This is a genomic window from Bariatricus sp. HCP28S3_F11 (assembly GCF_052065395.1).
GTDB lineage: Bacteria > Bacillota > Clostridia > Lachnospirales > Lachnospiraceae > Allocoprococcus.
In genome coordinates this window covers 1-24,963 of record NZ_JBQHUC010000011.1, presented here as the reverse complement: position 1 = coordinate 24,963, position 24,963 = coordinate 1, and the positions used below count along the sequence as shown (strand labels likewise).

Sequence of the window (24,963 nt, the reverse complement as noted above, 5' to 3'; positions counted from 1 at the left end):
GTTTATCATGCTTTCGAAACTTCAACAACAAAATCTCAATTTTCCAATATTTCCGCTGTACATGATAATGAATGCTAAAGTCTTTTTACACAAGATTACTGCATATAGCCTCAACACCCGTTTTAACATTATCCAAAGATGTCGCCAGATTGATCCGAATGAATCCGGAGAATCTGTCTCCTCCAAACCAAGCACCATAATCTACCGCCATCCGGCATTTTTTCTGCATAAATTCTCTCATATCACTGCCAGCTACATAAGCACTTAGATCAATCCAGGTAAGATAAGTTCCCTCCAACGGTGAAACAACCGCATCCGGCAATCTTTCTGCAAAAGTATCTTTCAAATACTGATAATTATCCTGAATCTGTTTTTTAACCTGTTCCAGCCATTCTTTTCCACCACGATATGCGGCTTCTGCCGCAATATAGCCAAATGCATTACCTCCCAGTACTCGAATTCCCTTCACATATTTATCCCACTTATCGCGCAGTGTTTGATTCGGAATAATCACCTCAGAATTCTGTGCTCCTGCAAGATTAAATGTTTTAGAAGGCGCAATAATCATAATCATCATATCCTCATAATCCCCTGCAAGCAATGATGGCACATGTTCATTTTTTCCATAAACAAGATCCTGATGAATCTCATCTGATATAACAAATACATGATGCTTTTTGCAAATATCAAGGAGCTGTCTTAATTCTTCCTTTTTCCAGACACGGCCAACCGGGTTATGCGGTGAACATAAAATAAATAGTTTTACATTATTTTCAATAATCTTCTTCTCAAAATCCAGAAAATCAATACTGTAGTTTCCATGATCATTGATTAAATCTGAAGTCACCAATTTTCTTTCATTATTTGTAACCGCATGAAGGAAAGGATAATACACCGGTGTCGTAACAATGACCGCGTCTCCTTTTTCTGTCATAAACTGTATGATCCAATTGAATGCCGATACAACCCCCGGTGAAAACCGAATCCATTCTTTCTCCATCTTATATCCATGATTCTCATATTCCCAATCTATACATGCCTGATAATAACTGTCAGGGACTCGCATATATCCAAAAACTCCGAGATCCACATATTTATGAAGAGCCTCCTGTACACAATCTGCCACTTTAAAATCCATATCAGCAACCCACATTGCATGAAGTCCTTCTTCACCAAACATGTTTTGCTGACCGTCCCATTTATTACAATCTGTTCCTCTTCTGTCTACATATTGAATATCCATAATTACCTCCTAAGAACTTTTCATAAACTATACCACTTTAGATTATAAAGTCTTAAAAAAATATTTCATCGGATAGATTCTCTAAACTTGTTGTTTTATTTGTATGTTTTGCACATTTTCTATACATCATGGAGTTTTATTGATTTTTTCTATAATAGAAATCAATATTTCCTTGCCTTTTATTCCCCGCTACGCTATGATGTTTTCATTCTGGAAGTTTCCTTCTGAGACTTCCACTTCTCTTATCCGTCATGGATAGTCGGTATATTCACAAATGGAGCAATCTTCCAATGTAAAACCCGAATGTAACAAGAAAATAAAGTAAGAGATACATGGTAAAAATCAGGAGATACGCGAAAAAGAGCAAGAGCTTATCGAGGTCCAGAAGCAATTAGAGCAGGCACTGCAAACGATTAGTCTTCTCCAAAATAATAGTCCCCAACCACACAAAAAATAAATTTGAAGAACTTTTTCAAATTCTATGACATGAACAATGGAGCCGGCATCCTCCCATATCCAGGGAGTGCCGACTCCATCTTGTAATGTATGCTTCTATTTCCGTTATTTTACCGCCTCAAAAGCTGCATCAAGTGCTGCGATCAAGTCTTCTACTTTCTCAATACCGATAGAAAGACGAATCGTATTCGGTTTGATTCCCTGATCCAGAAGTTCTTCTTCCGTGCACTGACTGTGCGTGGTAGTTGCCGGGTGAATCACAAGTGATTTTACATCTGCTACATTTGCCAGCAATGAGAAAATGGCAAGGTTATCAATAAATTTCTGCGCAGTTGCCGCATCACCTTTAATTTCAAATGTAAAGATAGATCCTCCTCCGTTTGGCAGATATTTCTTGTATAATTCATGACTTGGTTCCGTCGGCAGTGACGGATGATGTACTGCTTCTACCTGCGGATGATTTGAAAGATATTCTACAATCTTCAGCGCATTGCTCACATGGCGCTCTACACGGAGTGACAGCGTTTCCAGCCCCTGCAGGAAGAGGAAAGCGTGGAACGGAGAAAGGGTTGCACCGGTATCACGCAGGATGACCGCACGGATGTATGTTACAAATGCTGCCGGACCTACTGCATCTGCAAAGGATACGCCATGGTAACTCGGGTTCGGATCAGAGATCCACGGATATTTTCCTGCTGCTTTCCAGTCGAAGTTTCCGCTGTCAATGATTACACCACCGATGGCTGTCCCATGTCCACCGATGAATTTGGTTGCAGAATGAACAACGATATCAGCACCATACTCGATCGGTCGAATCAGATACGGGGTTGCAAATGTAGAGTCTACTACAAGCGGAATGTTATGCTTATGAGCAATCTTTGCCACTTCTTCCAAATCGACGAGATTAGAGTTCGGATTTCCAAGAGTCTCTACGAAAATTGCTTTTGTGTTTTCCTGGATCGCTGCTTCGAAAGAACCCTCTACTTCCGGATCAACAAATGTTGTGGTAACACCATTGGCAAGCGGCAATGTATGTGCAAGCAGGTTGTAGGTTCCACCATAAATAGTCTTGGAAGCTACGATGTGTTCTCCTGATTTTGCAAGTGCCTGGAATGTATAGGCGATTGCTGCTGCACCGGATGCAACTGCAAGTGCTGCAACACCGCCTTCCAGAGATGCGATACGCTGTTCAAACACATCCTCTGTCGGGTTGGTAAGCCTTCCGTAAATATTTCCCGCATCGCGAAGCCCAAAACGATCAGCCGCATGCTGTGAATTATGGAATACATAAGAAGTTGTAGCGTAGATCGGAACTGCTCTTGCATCCGTTACCGGATCTGCCTGTTCCTGTCCGATATGTAATTGTCTTGTCTCAAATCCCCAGTTTTTAGAATCTTTAATATTTGCCATCTCTATTTCCTCCAATTCATTTATTTCGATTTTGCTTTGTTTTTCTTGTTGAATACATACTAACACAGTAGGCTACCTTTGTCTAATATATAAAAAAAATACCAAGTTATAGTTTTAAGCTATAACCAGGTATTCTTTCAATTTTTCTATATACAGTTCACCCATCTTACTCCGCACCGTATTTTTTTTAACAATATAGCCTATCTCCATCACACTGTTCGGGTTCTGCGCATCATCCCGGAATGGAACTGCCACAAAATCATTTCCGTTCAATTCCTCGCATATGATGCCGGAACAAAGCGTATATCCATTCAGCCCCACCATAAGATTCAGCATCGTCGCCCGGTCATTCGCTTTAATAACCTGCGAGTACTCATTTGTGGAAAGGATTTCCTCTGCGAAATAGAAGGAACTGTTATCCCCCTGTTCAAAAGACAGGCAGGGGTAACCATTCAATTGTGCAAAACTAATGGATGCTTCTTGTGCCAGAGGATGATCCTTCCAGATATACACATACGCCTGACAGTCTACAAGATGGTGAAACTCAAGGTCATAGGATTTCAATAACTTTTCAATCGCTTTGCGGTTGAAATCACTGAGATAAAGTATCCCGATCTCGCTCTTCATCGTATTTACATCACTGATCACTTCCATCGTTTTCGTTTCGCGAAGCGCAAATTCATATTTTGACATATCGAATTCCTTCGCCATATCCACAAACGCTTTAACTGCAAAAGAATAATGCTGTGTCGATACGCCAAACTTCTTTTTATAGGATCCGCCCTTCCCGTATTTTTCCAAAACGCTTTCATACTGTCCGTATATCTGCTTTGCGTAAAGCAGGAATTCCGTCCCGTCATTCGTCAGGGTAACGCCTCTCCCGCTTCGATAGAATAACGTAATGCCCAGTTCCTTTTCCAATTCTTTGATAGCATTGGTCAGGGACGGCTGAGATACATACAGCTGCTCCGCTGCTTTATTTAACGACTTTGTTTCTGCTATTGTGATGAGATAGTTTAACTGTGTCAGTGTCATTTGCTCCCCAGCCTCCTTTTTGTGACATCATATCATCAATTGCCTACTGTGTAAATAGGTTTCATGTTTTCTAAAGCAAAATAAAATCGATGGATCTGGCGATAATACGCCTGTTCCGTCGATTCTATTTACAATATCAATCCCAAAAGAAGTGGCGGAAAAATCCGCCGCTTTCCACAACTATTCCGTAAATAACGGTGTAGAATAATATCTGTCACCGGTATCCGGCAGAAGTGCCACAATCGTCTTACCCTTATTCTCCGGACGTCTTGCCAGTTCGATCGCCGCATGCAGTGCCGCACCGGATGAGATTCCGACCAGTACGCCTTCCTTCTTCGCAAGCAGTTTTGCCTCTGCAAACGCATCCTCATTTTCCACCTTAATAATCTCATCGTAAATCTTTGTATTCAACACTTCCGGAACAAAGCCTGCGCCAATTCCCTGAATCTTATGCGGGCCGCCTTTACCCTCTGATAGTACCGGAGAACCTGCCGGTTCAACTGCCACGATCTTTACGTCCGGATTCTGTTCTTTCAGATACTCACCTGTTCCGGTCAATGTTCCACCAGTTCCTACCCCTGCCACAAAGAAATCCACTTTTCCGTCTGTATCATTCCATACCTCCGGTCCGGTCGTCGCTTTATGGATTGCTGGGTTCGCAGGATTCACAAACTGTCCAGGAATAAAGCTTCCCGGAATTTCCTTAGCCAGTTCTTCTGCTTTTGCAATCGCACCCTTCATTCCCTTTGTACCGTCTGTCAATACCAATTCTGCTCCATAAGCCTTTAAAATATTTCTCCGCTCCACACTCATGGTTTCCGGCATGGTCAGAATAATACGATAGCCTTTGGCCGCTGCAATAGAGGCAAGACCGATTCCGGTATTTCCTGATGTAGGTTCGATGATCACAGAACCTTCCTTTAACTCGCCTTTCGCTTCGGCATCTTCAATCATTGCCTTTGCGATTCTGTCCTTTACGCTTCCTGCCGGGTTAAAATATTCCAGTTTCACCAGAAGCGTTGCTTCGAGCCCCAGTTCTTTTTCTACATTCGCTACTTCCACCAATGGAGTGTTCCCGATAAGTCCAAGTGTTCCTTTATAAATCTTTGCCATAACTCGTCCCTCACTTTCATAACCTATTAATCAACTATGTTTAATATGTTTTAAATTATATCCCTACTTTTTGAATATGTCAAGTGTTTTTTAGGGACGTTTCTTTTGCCACGATGCTGGGGTCAAAAGGTATTTCCAACTAATTAAATAACTACTATTGATGAAAAACCTTTTGCTGTTTTATATAGTGATAAAGCTTCACGGCCAAACACTCCTGTTAACGTAATCATCGGAGCATGCATCATCAAAGAATTGTTTGATTACTCTGACGATGAGTTGGTTGAAGGCCTTATGCTTGATTTACGTTTACAGTATGCACTCCATACTACAAGCTTTCCTAAACAGCCTCTGAGTGATAAAACACTGAGCCGTTTTCGCCGTAGATGTTATGATTATGAACAAACTCACGGAGTTGATTTATACAAAGCTGCCATCCAAAACTATAATAAAGAAATCGCCAAAATGATGGAGCTTGATGGCAAGATTCGTCGAATGGACTCCTTGATGATTAATTCAACCATGCTGTTAAATCCAACTGATCCTGAGGCTACATACCGAAGGAAAGCAGGGAAAGAATATCGCGGCTATGTGACTAATGTAGAGGAAACTGTTGGGAAAAATGGTTCTGTTGTAACCAGCTATGAGTATGAATCCAATATCCATTCAGACTCACAGTTTATAAAAGAACATCGAACTACTTCCTACTGCATTGACAGCCAAAAAGAATCGGCGAGACGTTTCCGGATTTGAAATGGACGAAGAAAAAACAAAAGTGATAAAGTGTCCGGCAGGAAACACACCTAGAAAAAGAGCCTGATTCGCCTCGCACTAGAGGAGAGAATGTCTAGTGAAACATATAATCTGTATCGCAGGATACGAAACGGAGTAGAAACGATTCCCTCAATTCTTCGAAGAAACTATCATCTGGAAAAGCTTCCACGTGGAAAACAAAGAGGAAGGTTCTTCTTCGGAAGTAAAATCGCAGCGTTGAATTTTAGAAAACTCTTTCACTATGTGAAAGGGTCTTCGAACTATGCAGAAAATCCTCTATTGGCATAAGAATATGGGAAGGGTATAGTTACAATCGACACCAAATATACCGAAAACTACGGTAGAAACTTATAAATAGCAACAAAAAGTAAAAAAGGGACGTTCGATGCCAGGGCTTTTGACCCCAGCATCGTGGCAAAAGAAACGTCCCCTATTCAACCAAAACACCATTTTCCTGTGCTTCGATATGACTGTTAAAGAATTCCTCCGTTGCCTGAATCATATAATAACTGTCCTTGATTCCCGCTGTCTCATACGGAGAATGCATGGAAAGCTGCGGCAATCCGATATCCACACTGTTCATGGATACCTGAGCCATCGCAATATTGCCAAGTGTGCTTCCTCCCGCCATATCCGAGCGGTTTGCAAAAAACTGTACCGGAACTCCGGCCTTTTCACAGATTCCTTTAAACACCGCAATACTGACTGCATCACTCGTATATTTCTGTCCGGCGTGGGATTTGACCACGATTCCTTCATTCATATAAACGCAATTACCTGTATCCGTTTTCTCCGGATGGTTCGGATGAACGGCATGCGCATTATCACAGCTCAGCATAAAGCTGGAAGCCAATGCGCAGTAAAATGCATCCTCATCTTTGCCAAGTCCACGGTTGAGCCGGTGGAGAACATCAAATAAAAATGTCGAGCCGGCGCCCTGCTTGGTTCCGGAACCCACTTCTTCGTTATCGAAGCAGGCGAATACATTGATTGATTTCTCATTTGCACCTTTTAAGAACCCCTGCAGAGAAGTATAGGCGCATTGCAGATCATCGAGCTGCGGGCAGGAAACGAACTCTTCCTTCGCTCCCCAGATGGACGGCTCCATACGGTTATAAAGATAAAGATCCATCCCGTAAATATCATTCTCTCCTACATTCAGTTCTTCTGCGATCAGCTTTTTGAAATCGCCCTTTTGACATTCGCCGCCGCCAAAAAGCGGCAGCATGTCAACCTGTTTATTATATTCAAATCCCTCATTGATTTTTCGATTCATGTGGATAGCCACATTCGGAATCATCACCAGATCCCGGTCCACTTTAACGAGCCTGGTCACAAAGCTGTCTCCTTCTTTTACCACTGCTCTTCCGGCAACGGAAAGCGGACGGTCAAACCAGGGTGCACAGAGCATCCCGCCATACCCCTCTGTATTCAGCTGGGTATATTTTCCGCGGACTTCCAGTTCTTCGTTTTCCTTGATTTTAAATGTAGGCGAATCACTGTGGGAAGCCGCTATGTTGAAGCTGTAGTTCTCCAGATCCGTTCCGATTTTCAGCGCGATCAGACTGGAATCGTTCCGGGTGACATAATATTTTCCTCCCAGACTGATCTCCCAGCGCTTTCCTTCAGGAAGCTCCTGATATCCTTCCTCATTCAGAATTTTCTTCATAGAATCCACTGCATGGAATGCGGTAGGACTGTTCTTGATAAAAGATACCATATCTTCTGCTGTTTTCTTATACATATTCGACTTCCTCCAATATTCTATCTTATTGTTTATGCTTTTTTCTGTTCTCTTTTTGCAATCTGCGGCATGATCAGTCCGAGTGCCGTCAGAATGACCGGTGTTATTACATTTAAGGCAAATGTAAACAGATCATCGGAGTACATTCCCAGAATACAGCTTGCTGCAGTAATCAGGAAACACCATCCCCCGAAGAATTTGGCAACGCCCTGATTCTTTACGAAACGGTATTCCGCCGGAATCTTGTCATACGCCTTACGCAGAGCAAGGTAAGCAACAAATACCCATAAATAACGCAGCGGCATACATACGGAATTCAGTTTTGTCAGCTGCTGAAGTACCGCAGCAGCTCCCGGTACAACGGACTGAATCAGTATGATCGCTCCGGACAGGATCGCAACAAGGAGAATACCATTGCTATATACGCCATATTTATTCTTCTTCTGAAGTTTGGAAGGTATAAACTGGCGTGTATCTTCATTATCAAGCAGCATACGCAGTGGTGCGTCAATGCTCAGTACCAGAATAGCGAACTGGCTGATCAGATTACAGATTGCATAAATGATCAGGAAGAAATCCCCCACATGCCAGTACTCTCCCAGCTTCTGGAATGCCCAGTAAGAACCGTTTGCCGCATATGAATTGAAGGATTCTGTACTCTCATTGATCACAGCCGGGTCAAACATCATTCCCATTGCGAAGGTACCAAGAATCGCACATACAACAACCATAATCGCCAGTGAAATCATTCCCTTCGGAAATCCTTTGCTCGGATTCTCCACTTTATTAACGTACGGTGAAATTTTTTCACATCCGCCTACTGCAAATACCAGAATGGAAAGGGATGTGAAATAAGCCACATTAAAGTTCGGAATCAGGCTCTTCATGCTCAGATCCATGGATACAAATGTGGCTCCCGGATTGATCGCCGGTGCTGCGAACATCATCACGATGTAAAGCAGTGACATCACAAACATGGTCGTCCCCGCCAGCGTAAGCAGCTTCTTCAGCGGATTAAGTCCACGGCTCGCAATAAAGCATCCCAGAAGGAATACAGCAAGTGTCGCAAGCTGTACACCCAGTGTCGGCAGAGAATCATAGGTCTCCGCATTACGGAAAATCGCCCAGGACAGAGCCTTCAGACTTCCGCTTCCTTTACTTGCAATATAAGTTATGTGGCATGCCCAATATGTAAATCCGGCATAATAAGCAACCTTAGCCCCCATTGTCTTATTCAGCCATGAACTTACACCGCCGCCTTCATTTTTAAATGCTGAACCCAGTTCTCCTACCATCAGCGCATATGGAACAAAATACAGCGCAAACATCAGGATCCAGCTCAAAGTTACCTGGATTCCGTTAAAATACACGAATCCATTCGTTACATTTCCAAATCCCCATACTGTGGAAAAGGCCATGAATGCCAGGGCCTACCACGTGATTTTCTTCTTATCCGACAAAAGTCAAACCTCTCTTTTGTTTTTTTACAACGTTTATTTTGCTTTCGTCACCCCAACTTCCGTTAATACTCACAAAATATACCGCTGTCCTAATATGATATTATACAAAATGACCACCAAAGTGTCAAATATATAAATTCTTTCATGCTTCTTGTTAATGCAAACAATAGTATAAAAAGACCATACAACAAGCATGGCAGTTTGCTCGTTGTATGGTCTTTAGAGGCAAAAATTTGGTATTAATATGATTTCATAAATTATTTGATAAAGCTGACATGTTTGCAGATTTCTTCAATTGCTTTATCTTTTCTTTCGTTGAAGATAACTTTATTCTCTTCAAACAGGTTGCGTCCTTCTGTGTCGATAGACACGATGAGCGGCCCAAATTCTTTGACGCGGCAGTGCCATAAGGTCTCCGGCATTCCCAGATCACGCCACTGTGCATCCACAATTTCTTCTACTTCCGTCGCCGCGACTACCGCATTTCCGGCAGGAAATACACAGTGGATCGCTTTGTAATTCTTGCAGGCGTATTCGGTATTCGGTCCCATGCCGCCTTTTCCGATGATGACCTTCACACCGGTCTTTTCCACGAATTCTTTCTCGAATTTTTCCATACGCATACTGGTAGTTGGCCCGACGGATACCATCTCGAATTTGTCGTTTTCCAGAGGACGGATGATCGGTCCTGCATGGAAAATGGCTGCGTTTCTCACATCAACCGGAAGTTCTCTTCCGGCTTCCACCAGTCTTCTGTGTGCAACGTCTCTGCATTGACAGCAACTCCGATTGCGGACGGATGTCTTGCAGTATTTTCAATGTGAACGCCCATAACAGAATATTTTCCGCCCATGCCCTGTGGTCCGAGACCAATCGCATTGATACCGTCTTCCAACAGTTTTTCCATGGATGCCGCACGTTCGTTTTCATTGTGGCTTCCAAGTGGACGCATCAATGCTTTCTTGGAAAGAAGCGCCGCGGTTTCCACAGAAGTCGCAACACCTACGCCCACCAGAAGCGGCGGACATGCATTGAGTCCGTAGGATGTCATGACATCCATAACAAATTTGGTGACTCCCTCATAACCTGCACCCGGCATCAGAACCATGGCTTTTCCCGGAAGGGTACATCCGCCTCCTGCCATGTAGGCATAGATTTCACACTGATCGCTGTCCGGAACAATATCCCAGAATACTGTCGGCGTTCCTTTTCCCACATTTTTGCCGGTATTGTATTCGTCGAATGTCTCTACACTGTTATGACGAAGCGGTGCTTCAAACGTTGCTTTCACAACAGCTTCTTTTAATAATGCTTCCAGTTCTCCAATCAGCGGAAATGCGGTTCCGCATTTTACCCAGAACTGCAGGACACCTGTATCCTGGCAGCTCGGCCTGTTCAGTTCTTTTGCCAATACCTGATTCTTTTTCATAGTCTGGTAAATGACCTTCGAAAGCGGACTGTCTTCCTTCTCGGCAAGTTCATCCAGCTTTGCAATAATATCATCCGGCAGCACTTTACCGATGTAGGACACAAAATTTGCCATATAAGTAGTAAGCTGCTCTACCTGTTGTTTTTTATCCATGTTTTTTCACTCCTTATAAATTTGAATTCAGTCTTTCTTCTCTTATGGGAAGAATGGAAATGCAATCGGAAGAATGATCATACTTACAACCGTTGCAATGATGATCAGCGGGAAACCTGATTTCACATAATCCATAAATTTATATCCTCCGGCTCCCACCACCATGGTATTTGCCGGCATTCCGATCGGTGTCGCATATGCACAGGATCCTCCGATCACACATGCCATCAGCACGGCTCTCGGATCCGCTCCCATCCCCTGGGCAATGGAGAGGCAGATCGGAACCATCAGTGCCGTCGTCGCCGTATTGGACATAAAGTTCGTCATGATACAGCAGAGCAGGAATACGACCAGTGTTAAAATTTAAGGTGACGGATTCTCGCCCAGTGCTCCGATTACTTTGCCTGCGATCATTTCTCCTGCGCCTGTACTTTTCAGAGCCGATGCCAGAGAAAGGGTTCCTCCAAACAGGAAGATCGTCTTCAGGTCGATCGATTTCAGCGCATCTTTTTCTGAAATTACTCCGGTAAGGATCAGAAGCAGCGCTCCGATTCCTCCGGATATACAAAGCTTGATTCCGATCTTATCTTCAAAGATCATAGCCAGAAGCGTGAGCACCAGAATGATAAGTGACAACCACTGTTTCCATACCGGCACATCGCCGAAATCCTTTTGTGTATCAAATGCGCCGTCATCTGCCACTTCATGACTCGGCAGAAGCTTATACCCAATCGTCGCATAGAAAAGAATGCCTACGATCAGAATCGGGAATCCCACGATCACCATGATCGCAACGATCAGCATACGCTCCGTCTTTGCAAATTTTGTTACAATTCCACCGATCTTATTTGCCATTCCGGTCTCAAATAATGCACCGCCGACGATGAACATTGCCACAAATAAAATAACATTGCTGTCAATAAATCCCGCAAAAGCTGTTTTGACATCCAGCACTCCTGTCACGACCAGTCCGATACAGACGATCATCGAAGTAACACCCAGCGGAATCTTTTCCAGCACGAACATTACGACTGCAAACAGGAGAAAAAGTAACGTAATTGTAGATGGACTCATTTGCTTTCCCCCAATCCTTATTCATTTATCGAGTAATATGACGGCCGTTCTTATTACTTCTTGTTACGATTTCATTATAGGAAATTATTTTCGGCTTGTACATTTACGAATACTTATAACTCCATAAAAAAAGCTTAATGTGGAGCGGATTTTTGTGCATTTTTACTTGTGATATGGTATAATCCAAAGAAAAAGCAGCTCTGTTTTTATCGATTCTGCTTAAAAATGCTTCCCGAAAAAATTTCAGAAAAGGGAAAAAACATGAAGATCATCCAGTTAGAATACTTTTGCGCCGTATGCCGCTATCACAGTATTACGCAGGCTGCTCAGAAGCTTTACGTTACCCAGCCCGCCATTTCAAACGCAATCAAAGAATTGGAAAAGGAATTCTCTATCAGCCTGTTTGCGCGAACCAAGAACCATATGTCTCTAACCAAAGAGGGCGAAATCTTCTATCAAAAAGCGAGCAAACTGCTTGATACCATCAATCAGACCTCCTCGGAACTCTACGACCTCGGCAGGCAGGTGAGCCCGATCCGAATCGGAATCCCGCCTCTTCTCAGTACGGTCTTCTATCCGGACATGCTGATCTCTTTTCAAAAAGAATATCCTTCTATTCCTGTTGAGCTGTTCGAATATGGCTCAATCCGGGCTGCCAACATGGTATTTGACGAGACACTGGACCTTGCACTTGTAAATATGAATTTTTATGAGATCGATAAGCTGAATTCCTACCAGCTCCTGTCCGACAGGATCGTATTCTGTGTGTCCTCGGAACATTCTCTGGCAAAGGAGAAAGAAGTCTCTCTGGAAATGCTGAAAGACGAAAACCTGATCCTGTATAATACGGACTCCGTTTTAAATACGACTTTATATTCCCGATTCGAAGGTGCCGGAATTAAACCGAACGTGATCATGCACGCCAGCCAGCTCTATACGATTCAGAACTTTATCAGCAACCATCTGGGCGGAGCATTCCTCTATTCTTCTTTGATGAAAAATCTGCCGGGACTGATCGGTATCCCTGTTGCCCCGGCTATCCGCCAGGAGATTGGGTTGGTGTGGAAAAAAGGGAAATATGTGAACGACAGTGTGGAAAAATATATTGCTTTTGTACAGGAAATGAATCCTGAACTTTTCACGCCGTCTTAAGAATGGAAAATGGAAGTAATCATCAGTTCGCTTTCCCTGATTACTTCCATTTTTTCTATAGTTCGCTTAACTCTAAAGATTTTTTCACCGCCTGTGCAATAGACACATCCGGTACATAATATGGAATCAATGTTGCCTGTACCGCATGATAAAGATCGGATTTTCCCGGCCATACTGTACCAATCACCTTATTGTTCCGATCCATCTGATGGAACCACGATCCGTTCACATGATCCAACACGTCCTCATCCAGATACTGCATAAATTCTGCATACTTCTTGGCATATTCCTGCTTTTTCGTCACATGATAAAGCACTGCAGATGTATTGATTGCTTCTGCCAGCGTCCAGTGCATTCTGTCATGTACTACCGGTTCTCCATTCCAGTCTGTCGTATAAACGATTCCGAGTGCCCCATCCGCATTCCACGCATCCTGAACAGCCCGGTGAAACAGCTTTTCTGCCGCCTCTATATATGTCCATGCGGACTCTCTGTCATTTTTGTATGTAGAAAGTGCCCACTGTGTAATCAGTCTTGCCCATTCAATTCCATGCCCCGGTGTCGCCCCATATGGTTTAAACTGATCTGCCGGCTGTTCCTTATTGCACTCCAGATCTGCTTCCCATTCTTTTGTAAAATGTTCCGGTATCCTCCAGTTATTTACAGACGCCCAGCTGATAACATGATCAATAATACGTCCTGCTCTCGCTCGATATTCTTCTTTTCCCACTGCATCCGCTACCGCCAGGAACGCTTCCACCGTATGCATATTGGCATTTAATCCCCGATAATTATCTAAAACTGTAAATTCTGTATTCCACGTATCACAGGAAAGCCCTTCCTCTTCATTCCAGAACCTTAGATCGTAGAGTTTCAATGCCTCATCCAACAATTCTTCTGCTCCGGCCCGCCCGGCAAGAATTCCAGATGTCGCGGCGAGAATGACAAATGCATGTGCATAACACTGCTTACTGGGCAGAGCTATTCCATCCGCAGTAACCCCTGCATACCATCCCCCGTTTTTCACATCATGGAGTTCACCACGAATTCCCCGAAGTGCTTCATCGACCAATGCTTCACTCCCCGCATGTCCAAGTAAGGTCCCCAAACTGTAAACATGTGCCATACGGCAGGTAATCCATGTTTCCCTGTTTCGCTCCTTCCACGGAGTTCCGTCATCCCCTAAATAATATGCACTCCCCTCAGGAGACGGAAAACGATATCCAAAATCAAACAGATTATCTCGGATTTCGTTCATAAACTTTTTGTTTTCCACTGTGTCAATTTGATACTTTTTTTCCATTACTTTATTTCTCCTTAATAGCAATCTACCATCGTTATATCATCAATACTTTTTCTGTCAATATTGTAGATATGCCCGATTCCAAATACAACGGCACTCACGACCAGAAGCACATGTCTTAACGTAATCCCACTTAACAAAAACATGCATATCGGAATGATGGCGAGCGCCATACTCTTCCAAAATTTCTGTTCTTTACTCTATCTCTATTCCTCCTGATTTTGCTTTCTTTTCCTGAGTTTCCTTCTGTATACCGGCATATCCGGTCCGGCCTCTTCTGCCACCTCCAGTATTCCGGCTTCCATCATCTGCTCGATTCGCCCATGTATCCAGACATCACTGATCGCAAGCCGGTATTTACCCATGACATCCCCGATCACTCTCGCCTCATAAAATTCCTGCGGTGCTTTTGTAATTTCCAGCTCAATATATCTGTCATATAACGTTTCCGCAACGCTCATTAACCTTCCGTTAATCACAGCTCGCAGCGGAGCATTCTCTTCCTTCAGCTCTCTCCATTCTTCCGCACACATTTTTACAAAGATGTCCGTGGCCTTCTGCTGCAGAGGAAGATACCGATTCCACTCTTCCGCTGAAAGCTCCACCGGGATATTTCCCTCTCCCATAGCTTTGCGCCACCTTGAGGGAACCCTCCGCACTTTCGCTGAATACAATTTCTATCATATCATACCTCCTATAGGGACGTTTCTTTGTTCTCCATTGCCTTCCTATAAATTCGTTCGTCGTATTCAATACCTATAGACCGGCATCGTGTCTGATAGGAAAGGAAAAAGTCCACACGCCCCTTTCCACATCCTTAATCCAAAAGCGTATTTCCCTTTCGGATCAGTCCGGTATTTGCCAGCCGCTCCAATACTGAATAAGGCGTAGGTTCATATGGGTAGCGATACTGATCCGCATTCGAATCATCTCTTCCCATAGTATGAATCCGCAAAAGTTTGTCCCATTTTATTTCATTGCTATTCATTATCCTTTACTGGGGACAAATCAATGTCCCCAAGACAAACATCCCCTTCCCTTCAACAAAATTTCAATATAATATTCAAAATCTACATCGTTCTGTTCCTTTAGTACTTTTATATATTCTTTCTTAATCGCATCTGCTCCGGTAAATGCACCGCAGATTGCAGTCGCCATTGCGCCGATGGTATCTGTATCCCCACCCATATTGGCACACAACAGGGAGCACCGGTTCGGATCCTGCGCATAATATGCGGCTGCAATTGCCGCAGGTACGGATTCGATGATTCCCACACCGGTTCCGATCACATCATAGATCCGCTTTGCAAACTGCTCCTCATCTTCGTATTCCTGTCTTGCAATTTCCAGCGTAATTTTTGTTCGTTCTTTCAGCCTTGCGCTGAATGTCTCGCTTCCTTTGTTATATCCAAATTCTTCAATAGCCAGAATATCACCGATTATCTTTTCAAAATCATCATTCACAATCGCCGAACTGACCTCTTTTATAGTTGCACGCCACTTCATTTTCTGCAGGACCATCCATTAATCCTTCAATCTTTTTCCCAAAGAAATCCCGGGCCTTTTTTCGTCCCCATAATTCTGCCGGCATTCCCATAGCATCACCAAGAGCCATCCCATATAAAGCTCCTGCCACTTTATTTCTCAACTCATTCTTATCCATCTATTTCCTTTCGTTCTTCCTGTACATTCATCAATGGACTCAGAATTCCATGATTAGATTCACATGCAGCTGATGCAGCATCCCGCCAAGTTCCTCTTTGAGAATTCCGTAAGCTTTATCTTTCGTGCAGTGACCCGTGCATACATAGGCAATACCGGTTTCTTTTATTTTCCCAGCTAAGGTCCGTATTTCCTCTTCGGATTTATTGTACAAATGAAATCCTCCGATCAGGCCATACACCTTCTTTCCGGCAAATGTATCCGCTACCTCACGGATGATATTTGCAGCCCCGCCATGAGAACAGCTGTTAAAGATCACCAGCCCCTTATCCGTGTCAAACACAAGACTCTGTTCATGTGAAAAATCATCCGGCTGCCATCCATCCGGCTTCTTCTGATACATCTTTTCCCTTTTACCAAGCTGTCTCAGTCCCTCTGTCTTATGGGAAATCAGATATACCCCTTTACAAAGCTCATAATCTTCCTTCACATATACAATTCTGTCTTTATAGTCAGTCAGGATATTCCTGGGCAGACCAATATATTTGTGGAAAATCCATTTTTTGAAATAACAGTTTTCGGCTACCCCTTCTTGCAGATAAAATTTTGATTTATCATTATTTTCAAAAAATGCTTTCATCCCATTCGAGTGATCATAGTGCGCGTGCGAAAGTACGGCATAGTCAACCTCTTTTATGGATACTCCCATTTTCTCAGCATTTTCCAGAAAAAGTTCTGACGCGCCGGTATCCAGCAAGATCTTCTTATCTCCGTATTCAATGTAGATACTTAATCCCCACTCACCGGCCAGTTCATTACATGAAATATTATCAACTAACACAGTCGCTTTCATAATAATAACACCTTATTACCTTTCGAATTTGAAAATATTGTACCAAAAAATCAGGAAAAAGAACAGTGTACATATTTCTATATACTCTTTTCATGGAACACAACTGTCGCATTTTCCATAACACTATACTATAACCCTTCTACTTCGGAAGTTTCATTCTGAGACTTCCATTTCCTTTATCTGTTATGGATAATCGGTGTATTCACAAATGGAGCAATCTTCCAATGTAAAACCCGAATGTAACACGAAAACAGCAAAAAAAGAAAAAGAAAGAGCGGGAACGTGCGAAAAGAGAGCTGAATAAAATGAAGCTGGAACGTGATGTTGCAAAGCAGGAACGCGATGCCACAATACAAGAGTTCAATACGGCAACCCAAAAACTGGAAGAAGCTTTTGATACCATTGATTCCCTCAAAAAATCCATTGCACTTTTAGAATCAGAATTGGCCAAATCACAAAAGTAATCCACATCAGATTAAAAATACAGCGAAAATACCGGGTACACAGCCACCGCCAGAGCAGGGCTGTGTACCCGGTATTTCTTCACAACAGAATATACTGTCCTATTCTATTGCCTCCGTCTCGATCACGAATTTTACATTTCCGTCCATCGAGCTGTCTTTTCCGCTGAATGTCTGATATGCACAGTCATCCGACATCAACGCATCCAGTCTGTCAAGGATATCGCCAAGTTCCTCTTCCACGGTATTCTTCAGCTTACTGGTACCTTCTCTGTCAAACTTGCGCATTCCCTCTGCCAGCTCGGCTGCTCCTGACTGAAGCTCAGATGCCCCGCTCCGAAGAGCCTCACTGTTTGATGTGAGTTTTGCTGATCCTGCTGACATCTGTGTGCCAAGTGTATTCAGGCCGCTTGCAAGCTGATTGGTTCCACTCTGTAAGGTACCGATGCCAGTAACCAGTGACTCACTTCCGGCTTTCAGCTTCGCTGCCCCTTCGAGGAGAGAAGCATTGTACTCGCCAAGTGTTTCAAATCCATCATTCAATGCATGGATACCGCTGATTGCTTTCGGGAACTGTTCTGCTGTCGCCGCATTTAACGAAGCAAGACTTTCGGATAATCCGCCTTCTCCTCCGATCGCAGCATTCAGTCTCTGCATTCCGCCATCCAGCATGTCGATCTTTGTCGTCAGTTCCTGGATAGAATCAGATGGAAGACTTTCTTTTACCTTCTGGATCTCGCTCAATCTCTCTCCCATTTCTGCAAGCTGTACCTTCAGATTTTCAGCCGTATCAGAAAACGTCTTCATGTTTTCTGAAAGGGAAACAAGCCATCCCTGGAATGCAGTTGTATCAATGGTCGGGATTTCTATGCTGGCTTTTTCCATTGTGGAAAGCTGATTGATTCCATCTGCCACATTCTGAGCTTTCTGTAACGCCTGAATCGAAGCTTCCAGTTCTGCTCTCGCAGTTTCATCTGTTGTACGATTTAGCTGCTCTTGTAGTGTCTGAATCGAAGCATTCATCTGACTTTTACTGTCTGCTGCCGCCTTCTTTGCCTGATTGACCGTCTGATTATAGGCATTGATCTTTTGATTCAGGCTGTCTGCCTCTTTCTGGCATTCTCTCTGAAGGCCGGCAAGCTGCTGATTGATCGTTGCCAGCCGGCTCTGCATCTGCTGCAGCGTGACTGCGATGTTCTGCACCGGAGCCGCAACACCTTCCTTCAGTTCCGACTCCATTTGTCCTGTCGCATCAATCATTTCATTCCCGGTCTTCACCATAGAATCTACCGTTCCCAGAAGCATCTGAACTTCTTTCGTTCCAAGAGCTTCTTTCAGTGCAGCCGTTCCAGCCGCCAGTTCTTTGGCCGCGGCTTTGATATCCTCTGCCGAGTCCCCTTCTCCATCCGTCGCAAGACTCAATTTTTGAATCGCAGACTGTACCATCTGCAGCCCGTTTCCAAGCTCTGAAAGCTGGGTTGCTCCGGCTGCAAGCTGCTGCTCTCCTGCCACATAAGAAGTCACACCGTCCGCCAGCGCGGTTGCTCCGGCTGTGTAATCCTGTACCCCTTTGACCACTTGATCGACTCCATCCACATACTCAGTCACGCTTCCGCTTAACGTTCCGTTTTTGCCAAGATACATCTGAATCGCATCGTTCAGTTCATCAGCCCCTTCCGTGTAACTATTTACACCATCCGCAAGCGATGTGGCTCCATCCGAAAGCGCTCCGGACCCGCTGACCAGTTCCAACGCCGCATCTTCCAGCTCATCCAGAGAATCCTGCAGCTCATCGAAGTCTGCGATATCGTTCAGATCCATATCATCCAGAAGATCAGAAAGTGCTATGGTAAATGTAGCAGACATCGAAAAATCAGTAACATCTGCTTCAATCTTCAGGCTTTCCGGTATGGTAAGCTGCGCCCCTGCATCCTTCTTCTCATCCAGATCCAGACTCTCCCTTAAGCCAGGCATTCCAAACCCCAGAACAATGCTCCTGTTTCCATCGGAAATAATTTTCCCGTTATCGATCGTGACGTTGTTAAACGTATCATTTGAAAGGATCATTCCTGTCATCATAACAAACGGTGTATAGACCTCTTCTTTCGTTCCATCCACATCCACCGTTTTTTTCTCACGATTCTCATAATCCACCTGAATCGTCAGATGTCCGCTCTTTCCCTTCAGCTCATCGGGCTTTATTTCTTTTCCGTCCAGATAATACGTAAGCTTTACAGAAACCGGAAGCTCCTGATCGGTCGTTCCCTGATAGTAAATATCTTTTCCGTCCGTATTCCATACCAGCTTACCATTTCCCTCCTGAAACGTCTCTTCTCCTTTAATGTTTTTGATATTCTGCAGGGTACTTTGATCGGTCAGATTTCCGGAAATGCTTCCGGAATTTTTCAGCCAGTTGGATACCGTAATCGCATCCGTATTCCCCAATGCATCCGTATTTACATACACTGTCTCATCTTTATATACTACTTCCTGATCTGCCGCAAGAACCGGAACTGCACTCATCATCACCGACATTCCCACTGCGAGAGAAGCTGTAAGTTTCCGTTTGATTTTACTGTTTCTATTCATGATTTCTACGCCCTTTCTGCTTTATTTTTACCAAGAAATCCGATGGAAGTCTTGCATATTACTTTGTCAAATATCATAAACATGGCCGGAAGTACCAGAATGACTACGATCATACTGATAATGGCCCCCCGCGCGAGCAGCGTACAGATGGAACCGATCATTTCTACCTGAGAGTAGCATGCCACTCCGAACGTTGCCGCAAAGAAACTCAGTCCGCTGCTGATAATAGACGGCATACTGATTTTGTGTGCAATGCTGATTGCCTCCATTTTATCCTTGCCACGCTGCCGCTCCTTCTGATAACGGGTCGTCATCAGGATCGCATAATCCACAGTCGCTCCCAATTGGATCGCACCGATCACGATACTCGCCACAAACGGAAGGCTCGTTCCCTGATAATAAGGAATCGCCATATTTACCATAATAGCAAATTCGATAACGGCCACCAGAATGATTGGAAGGGAAATGGATTTGAACACGATCATGATGATGATAAATATCGCAATGATCGAGAGCGCATTTACCCGAATCAGATCGGTATCGGTGACATCCTGAAGGTCCTTCATAAGCGGTGCCTCTCCGATAACCATTCCGGTTGTATCATACAATTTCACAATTTGATCGATCTGCGCGATCTGTTCATTTACCTGATCCGTCGCCGACTCATACTCAGAACAGATAAAAGCGATCTCATAGTCGTCGCTCTGCAGCATACTCTTAATATCACTCGGTATCATAGAATCCGGCACAGACGGCCCGATCAATGAATTCTTACTGATCGTCCATTTCACCCCTTCCACCTGATCGATCTGGTCAAACATCTTCTGTTTATCCAAACTGTCCATATTCTTATCCATCAGCACCATGTGAATGTTGCTCATGTCAAAATCCTCTTTCAGCGTTGCATTTGCAACATTACTGTCCAGCGTGTCCGGAAGGGACTCTGCAATATTATAATAAATCTCCGTATGATTGTTTCCGTAAATTGCCGGGAACAAAAGAACCAGGAAAATGAGGATCCACGCCTTATAATGTTTTGTGATAAATGTGGAAGGCCGATCCATATTGTTCAGCAAATGCCGGTGCTGTGTCTTCTCGATCGCTTTATCAAATACCAAAACCAGCGACGGAAGGATCGTAACACAACAGATCACTCCAATCAGAACGCCCTTCGCCATAACGATTCCAAGATCTCTTCCGAGTGCAAATGTCATGACGCAAAGAGCGATAAATCCGGCAATCGTTGTTACCGAACTTCCTGCTACGGATTTGAACGTATTGGCGATCGCATGACCCATGGCCCGTTCTTTCTCTCCCGGGAAACGTCTCTTATTCTCTTCATAACTATTCAGAAGGAAGATTGAATAGTCCATCGTAACTCCAAGCTGCAGCACAGCCGTCAGCGCCTTCGTAATATAAGAAGTCTCTCCCAGGAAAATATTACTTCCCAGATTGTAGAGAATCGCGAGCCCGATACTGATCAGAAATAGAACCGGAACCACGAAAGATCCGGACGTCAGCTCCAGAACCAGAAGGCTTAAGAGCGCTGCAATCACCACATAGATTGGAAGTTCTTTCAGTGCAAGATTTTTAATATCCGCGACGACACCTGTCATCCCACTGATGAAGCATTGCTCATCTGCGATCTTACGCATTTCCTCTACCGCTTCCATTGAATTGTCCGATGATGTCGTATCGTCAAAAAGCACCAGCATCATCGTTGCATTCCCTTTAAAAAAGGCTTCTCGCAGATCCTTCGGAATCATTTCCACAGGAAGACTGATATCCGCCACATCATCGTACCAGAGCACATCTTTGACATGCGGCACTTCACTGAACTTATCTTCCAGTGCCTGTATATCCTTCATCTCCATATTCTCAACCACGACCATGGAGAATGCACCCATGCCGTATTCATCCACCATAATGTCCTGGCCTTTCACCGTCTCCAGATGCTCCGGAAGGTAACTTAACAGATCATAATTTACTCTTGTGTTCGCTATCCCGATCACCGACGGGATAACCAGCAGAAAACCGATCAAAAGCATCAAAACCCGATGCTTTGCAATCCATTTGCCCACCTTAATCATTGAATTCATCTCCTCTTTTTTCAAATGCAACATATAATATAGCACAAAATGACCAATAGTCAATTAATATTTTATAAAAAATTGAAAAATGGTCATTTTTGAGGAGGGTAACCGAGAGGACGTGGCCATAGTTACTCAACCAAAAAAGGAACTCAATCCTGAGCTCCGCTTTTTGGTTGCGACTATGGCCCCGTCCTCTTCTGCTACTTGACTATGAACTTGTCACCCGGTCACTTCGAAATAAAATGCTTAATAAATATATACATCACAATTACAAATGCCAGCAGATATCCCAGAACTCCGACTGCCGGGATCCCCCACAATTTCGGCCGCATATTCGTCGTACAGATAATACTGGAACTGATCAAAAGTGCCATCACCCAAAGTCCCATAACAATATTTCTGATCAGTCTCCGAAGCAGCCATGCCAGATCTTTCGACACATGGAGTTCCAGATTGACTTTGGTCTGCCCCTTCATATGCCCCTGCAGGATATCCGCCAACAGAGATGGAATATCAAATGCTTTATTCAGTGAGCGATACAGTCGCTTTCCATCTGATTTTAACTCTTTTTTCCACCTGTCGCTCTCGAAGAAACTGCCCTTGATACGCGCCGCCGCAATTTCTACCATATTGAGCTCCGGGCAGATCTCTGCCAGGACTCCTTCCATATTGGTAAGTCCTCTCGCAAGCATTGTAAGTCCATGAGGCATGGAAATCCGATTCTCCTTCATGACCTCCATCAACTCCTGCATCAATTCTGCCACATCGATTTCGCCCATCTCAGCCGTTCCGTACTTCGCCATCAGATTCGTAATATCGTCATAAAGCCGGCTCTGATCCGGTTTTCCCCGAAAATCACCGAGTGCCAGCACGGCTTCCTGGATCATTCCGATATCGTTGAAAGCAACGCCCTGAATTGCGTTTCCGATCAGTTCCCGGTCCCTTTCCGTGAGTCGTCCCATCATGCCCATATCGATCCAGACGATCTTGCCCTTTCGGATCCGAACGTTGCCCGGATGCGGGTCGGCATGAAAATATCCGTCTTCCATGACCTGTTTGATGTAATGATCCACCAGTTTCGTCCCAATTTCATTCAGATCATACCCATTTTCAAGCAGGTTTTTCTTATCATCAACGGCAAATCCATCAATATATTCCATTACCAGAACATGCGACGTCGTGTACTCACGATAGAGCCGTGGCGTCTCCACGAATACAATTTCCTGATTCTTTTTCGCGAACTCCTCCATATTGGCCGCCTCCGCAAGGAAATTCATCTCTTCCTGCGCGACCATCCACAGCTCGTCCAGCACCATATCCAGATCCACCATATCTTTCAACGTTGCCGACGGCACCAGCTTCACTGCTTTGTGCAGAAGGCCGATATCTCTTGCCATGATCTCGTAGATTCCCTTACGCTGGACCTTCACGACCACCTGCTCTCCGCTTTTTAAAACCGCCCTGTGTACCTGCGCAATGGAAGCCGAACCAAGCGGCTCCTCTTCTATGTCCGCAAATACTTCGTCCCATCCGAAGCCATAAGCTTCTTCAATGACCTCTTTCACCTGTTCAAAAAGCATCGGTGTCACTTCCGAGTGTAAATGGATCAGTTCCTCACAATACTTTTTCGGAAGAATGTCCGAATGCAGTGACATAATCTGTCCCAGTTTGATGTAAGTCGGTCCCAGGTCTTCCAGAATCAGCCGCAGTTTCTCCGGTGTAACTCCTCTGGTGATTCCATGTTTTTTCAGAACCGCCGTCATCTCTTTTAATCTGGAGCCGTATCCGCCTGACTCCGAATTCCGGCTTTCGCTATTCATTCAGTTCTCCGCACTCTTCTTTCGTCTCCTGCGGCTCTTCCGGAGAATCTTTTTCGCACTCACATGCTTCCTCCTGACACGCTTCTTCCTTCTCGTCTCCTTCCATAATCTGGATCCGTTCCTTCAGCTGTGCCAACTGCTCCGGTGTCATCTTTTCAAGAAGCTCATCCAGCTCCTCCGGTGTCGAAGCCTTCACCGAAACATTCATATTTTCCTTCACCGTCTTCTTAAGATTATACTTAAGCTCCTGATTCATCACTTTGCCGCGCTCTACGGTTTCCTCGCCCTTTTTAGCCAGCTCATCCAGAATCTCAACAGATTTCTCAGCAGTGATCGCTGCTCCGCCTACTCCTGCAAGCATAACCTTCTTTAATCCTTCTCCTAATTTTCCCATCTTTTTTCTCCTTTCCCGCCGTCCTCACCGGCTATGTTAAATGATGCCAAGAAACGCAAGTCCCTTCGGCACAAAAATAATCCCTCCTGCAATCGCAGCCATGATCGCCGCAATCAGAACAGCGCCCGCCGCCGTATCCTTCGCAATCTTTGCCAGTGGCTTTCTTTCTTCCGTAACCAGATCAACCACTGCTTCCACCGAAGTATTGACCAGTTCCAGTGCCATCACAAGACCAAACAGCGTCAGGCAGATACACCACTCTGTCGCCGAAATTCCCAGAATGATTCCGGCCAGAACTACCAGCGCCGTAAAAACACAGTGGATTTTCATATTCCGCTCTTTCTTTATGCAAGTCATGATTCCCTCAAATGCATATCCAAAGCTTTTCTTCAGCGGATCTTTCTTCTTAACGGTCATTTACATCACCTTGCCTCACATTCTGTTACTATTGTAACAAACTTTATACATACTGACCAGTATTTTTGACCATTTTTTACAAAACAGCTTCTGATTTTTGTATTCTTTTTCTGCCGAGTGCATAGCAATGTGACATGCTCCCACTACTTAAGCCCTAAAGCTTTGAAGTAGGGGCTTCTTACTCAATAACCCGATAGGGCTAAGTATCAATAAGCTATCCCCGCGTGCCCCGCGGTTCTTTTCTGCCCGGTTACGGGCATATTTCAGGCGCAGTTATGCGCATAAAATTCTTTTTCCTTCTTCACGGATATTGATCGCTGCATTCACATCC

The 24,963-nt window shown here is 44.2% G+C and carries 21 protein-coding genes and 3 pseudogenes; 4 read left to right on the top strand and 20 right to left on the bottom strand.

Annotated features, from left to right (window positions below; genetic code table 11):
• Positions 1-85: 85 nt before the first annotated feature.
• From ACTNBR_RS07220 to cysK, 4 genes are all read right to left on the bottom strand, one after another.
• On the bottom strand, positions 86-1,243 hold the full coding sequence (locus ACTNBR_RS07220; protein WP_427806030.1) for a MalY/PatB family protein: 1,158 nt from the start codon (positions 1,241-1,243) through the stop codon (positions 86-88).
• Between the two features lie 561 nt (positions 1,244-1,804).
• Positions 1,805-3,109 carry an O-acetylhomoserine aminocarboxypropyltransferase/cysteine synthase family protein gene (locus ACTNBR_RS07215; RefSeq protein ID WP_441017999.1) on the bottom strand — a complete coding sequence of 435 codons (1,305 nt, stop codon included), beginning with the start codon at positions 3,107-3,109 and terminating at the stop codon, positions 1,805-1,807.
• Positions 3,110-3,223: 114 nt separating this feature from the next.
• Positions 3,224-4,144: a LysR family transcriptional regulator gene (locus tag ACTNBR_RS07210; RefSeq protein WP_427806032.1), complete on the bottom strand. Its 921-nt coding sequence runs from the start codon at positions 4,142-4,144 to the stop codon at positions 3,224-3,226.
• 180 nt (positions 4,145-4,324) lie between these two features.
• Positions 4,325-5,257 carry a cysteine synthase A gene (gene cysK, locus ACTNBR_RS07205; RefSeq protein WP_427820818.1) on the bottom strand — a complete coding sequence of 311 codons (933 nt, stop codon included), beginning with the start codon at positions 5,255-5,257 and terminating at the stop codon, positions 4,325-4,327.
• 147 nt (positions 5,258-5,404) lie between these two features.
• Here cysK and ACTNBR_RS07200 point away from each other — a divergent pair, with 147 nt between their 5' ends.
• Positions 5,405-6,007 carry a transposase gene (locus ACTNBR_RS07200; protein WP_441042690.1) on the top strand — a complete coding sequence of 201 codons (603 nt, stop codon included), beginning with the start codon at positions 5,405-5,407 and terminating at the stop codon, positions 6,005-6,007.
• Between the two features lie 90 nt (positions 6,008-6,097).
• Positions 6,098-6,316, top strand: coding sequence for a hypothetical protein (locus ACTNBR_RS07195; protein ID WP_427819254.1), 219 nt, complete (start codon positions 6,098-6,100; stop codon positions 6,314-6,316).
• A 142-nt stretch (positions 6,317-6,458) separates the two neighbouring features.
• On the opposite strand, the gene ACTNBR_RS07190 is transcribed toward ACTNBR_RS07195, so the two are convergent.
• The 5 genes and pseudogenes from ACTNBR_RS07190 to ACTNBR_RS07170 form a co-directional block, all read right to left on the bottom strand.
• Entirely contained in the window at positions 6,459-7,772 is a 1,314-nt protein-coding gene (locus tag ACTNBR_RS07190; RefSeq protein WP_441017361.1) for a M18 family aminopeptidase, read from the bottom strand.
• A gap of 32 nt (positions 7,773-7,804) precedes the next feature.
• Positions 7,805-9,190 carry an amino acid permease gene (locus ACTNBR_RS07185; RefSeq protein ID WP_441017364.1) on the bottom strand — a complete coding sequence of 462 codons (1,386 nt, stop codon included), beginning with the start codon at positions 9,188-9,190 and terminating at the stop codon, positions 7,805-7,807.
• Between the two features lie 299 nt (positions 9,191-9,489).
• Positions 9,490-10,023, bottom strand: a pseudogene (gene ttdB / locus ACTNBR_RS07180) (L(+)-tartrate dehydratase subunit beta); the annotation flags it as partial.
• On the bottom strand, positions 9,945-10,814 hold the full coding sequence (gene ttdA / locus ACTNBR_RS07175) for a L(+)-tartrate dehydratase subunit alpha (protein WP_441017367.1): 870 nt from the start codon (positions 10,812-10,814) through the stop codon (positions 9,945-9,947). The pseudogene ttdB and the gene ttdA, both read right to left, overlap by 79 nt.
• Positions 10,815-10,856: 42 nt before the next feature.
• Positions 10,857-11,888, bottom strand: a pseudogene (locus tag ACTNBR_RS07170) (SLC13 family permease).
• Positions 11,889-12,149: 261 nt separating this feature from the next.
• On the opposite strand from ACTNBR_RS07170, the gene ACTNBR_RS07165 reads away from it, so the two are divergent.
• Positions 12,150-13,040 (top strand): LysR family transcriptional regulator, encoded by an 891-nt coding sequence (locus tag ACTNBR_RS07165; RefSeq protein ID WP_441017370.1) that lies wholly within the window; start codon positions 12,150-12,152, stop codon positions 13,038-13,040.
• Positions 13,041-13,095: 55 nt separating this feature from the next.
• Here ACTNBR_RS07165 and ACTNBR_RS07160 read toward each other — a convergent pair whose 3' ends face one another.
• The 6 genes and pseudogenes from ACTNBR_RS07160 to ACTNBR_RS07135 form a co-directional block, all read right to left on the bottom strand.
• Positions 13,096-14,343 carry an AGE family epimerase/isomerase gene (locus ACTNBR_RS07160; RefSeq protein ID WP_427808728.1) on the bottom strand — a complete coding sequence of 416 codons (1,248 nt, stop codon included), beginning with the start codon at positions 14,341-14,343 and terminating at the stop codon, positions 13,096-13,098.
• Positions 14,344-14,357: 14 nt separating this feature from the next.
• Positions 14,358-14,516, bottom strand: coding sequence for a hypothetical protein (locus ACTNBR_RS07155; protein ID WP_427808729.1), 159 nt, complete (start codon positions 14,514-14,516; stop codon positions 14,358-14,360).
• Positions 14,517-14,549: 33 nt separating this feature from the next.
• Positions 14,550-14,969 carry a DUF3658 domain-containing protein gene (locus ACTNBR_RS07150; RefSeq protein ID WP_441017375.1) on the bottom strand — a complete coding sequence of 140 codons (420 nt, stop codon included), beginning with the start codon at positions 14,967-14,969 and terminating at the stop codon, positions 14,550-14,552.
• Between the two features lie 191 nt (positions 14,970-15,160).
• Positions 15,161-15,283: a hypothetical protein gene (locus tag ACTNBR_RS07145; RefSeq protein ID WP_427820795.1), complete on the bottom strand. Its 123-nt coding sequence runs from the start codon at positions 15,281-15,283 to the stop codon at positions 15,161-15,163.
• 68 nt (positions 15,284-15,351) lie between these two features.
• Positions 15,352-15,991: pseudogene (locus ACTNBR_RS07140) on the bottom strand (ADP-ribosylglycohydrolase family protein).
• A 54-nt stretch (positions 15,992-16,045) separates the two neighbouring features.
• Positions 16,046-16,858 (bottom strand): MBL fold metallo-hydrolase, encoded by an 813-nt coding sequence (locus ACTNBR_RS07135; protein ID WP_441017378.1) that lies wholly within the window; start codon positions 16,856-16,858, stop codon positions 16,046-16,048.
• 305 nt (positions 16,859-17,163) lie between these two features.
• Here ACTNBR_RS07135 and ACTNBR_RS07130 point away from each other — a divergent pair, with 305 nt between their 5' ends.
• Positions 17,164-17,322 carry a hypothetical protein gene (locus ACTNBR_RS07130; protein ID WP_441017381.1) on the top strand — a complete coding sequence of 53 codons (159 nt, stop codon included), beginning with the start codon at positions 17,164-17,166 and terminating at the stop codon, positions 17,320-17,322.
• 99 nt (positions 17,323-17,421) lie between these two features.
• Here ACTNBR_RS07130 and ACTNBR_RS07125 read toward each other — a convergent pair whose 3' ends face one another.
• The 5 genes from ACTNBR_RS07125 to ACTNBR_RS07105 all read right to left on the bottom strand — a co-directional run bounded on the left by ACTNBR_RS07125 (position 17,422) and on the right by ACTNBR_RS07105 (position 24,632).
• Entirely contained in the window at positions 17,422-19,908 is a 2,487-nt protein-coding gene (locus ACTNBR_RS07125) for a hypothetical protein (protein WP_441017384.1), read from the bottom strand.
• Positions 19,909-19,913: 5 nt separating this feature from the next.
• A complete protein-coding gene (locus tag ACTNBR_RS07120; protein ID WP_441017387.1) occupies positions 19,914-21,998 on the bottom strand; it encodes an efflux RND transporter permease subunit in 2,085 nt (694 codons plus the stop codon).
• Between the two features lie 230 nt (positions 21,999-22,228).
• Positions 22,229-23,821, bottom strand: coding sequence for an ABC1 kinase family protein (locus ACTNBR_RS07115; protein WP_427820799.1), 1,593 nt, complete (start codon positions 23,819-23,821; stop codon positions 22,229-22,231).
• On the bottom strand, positions 23,814-24,215 hold the full coding sequence (locus ACTNBR_RS07110; RefSeq protein WP_441017389.1) for a phasin family protein: 402 nt from the start codon (positions 24,213-24,215) through the stop codon (positions 23,814-23,816). Before ACTNBR_RS07110 ends, ACTNBR_RS07115 begins: the two co-directional genes overlap by 8 nt.
• Positions 24,216-24,251: 36 nt before the next feature.
• Positions 24,252-24,632, bottom strand: a complete 381-nt coding sequence (locus tag ACTNBR_RS07105; RefSeq protein WP_427808738.1) for a diacylglycerol kinase family protein — start codon at positions 24,630-24,632, stop codon at positions 24,252-24,254.
• Positions 24,633-24,963 lie beyond the last annotated feature (331 nt).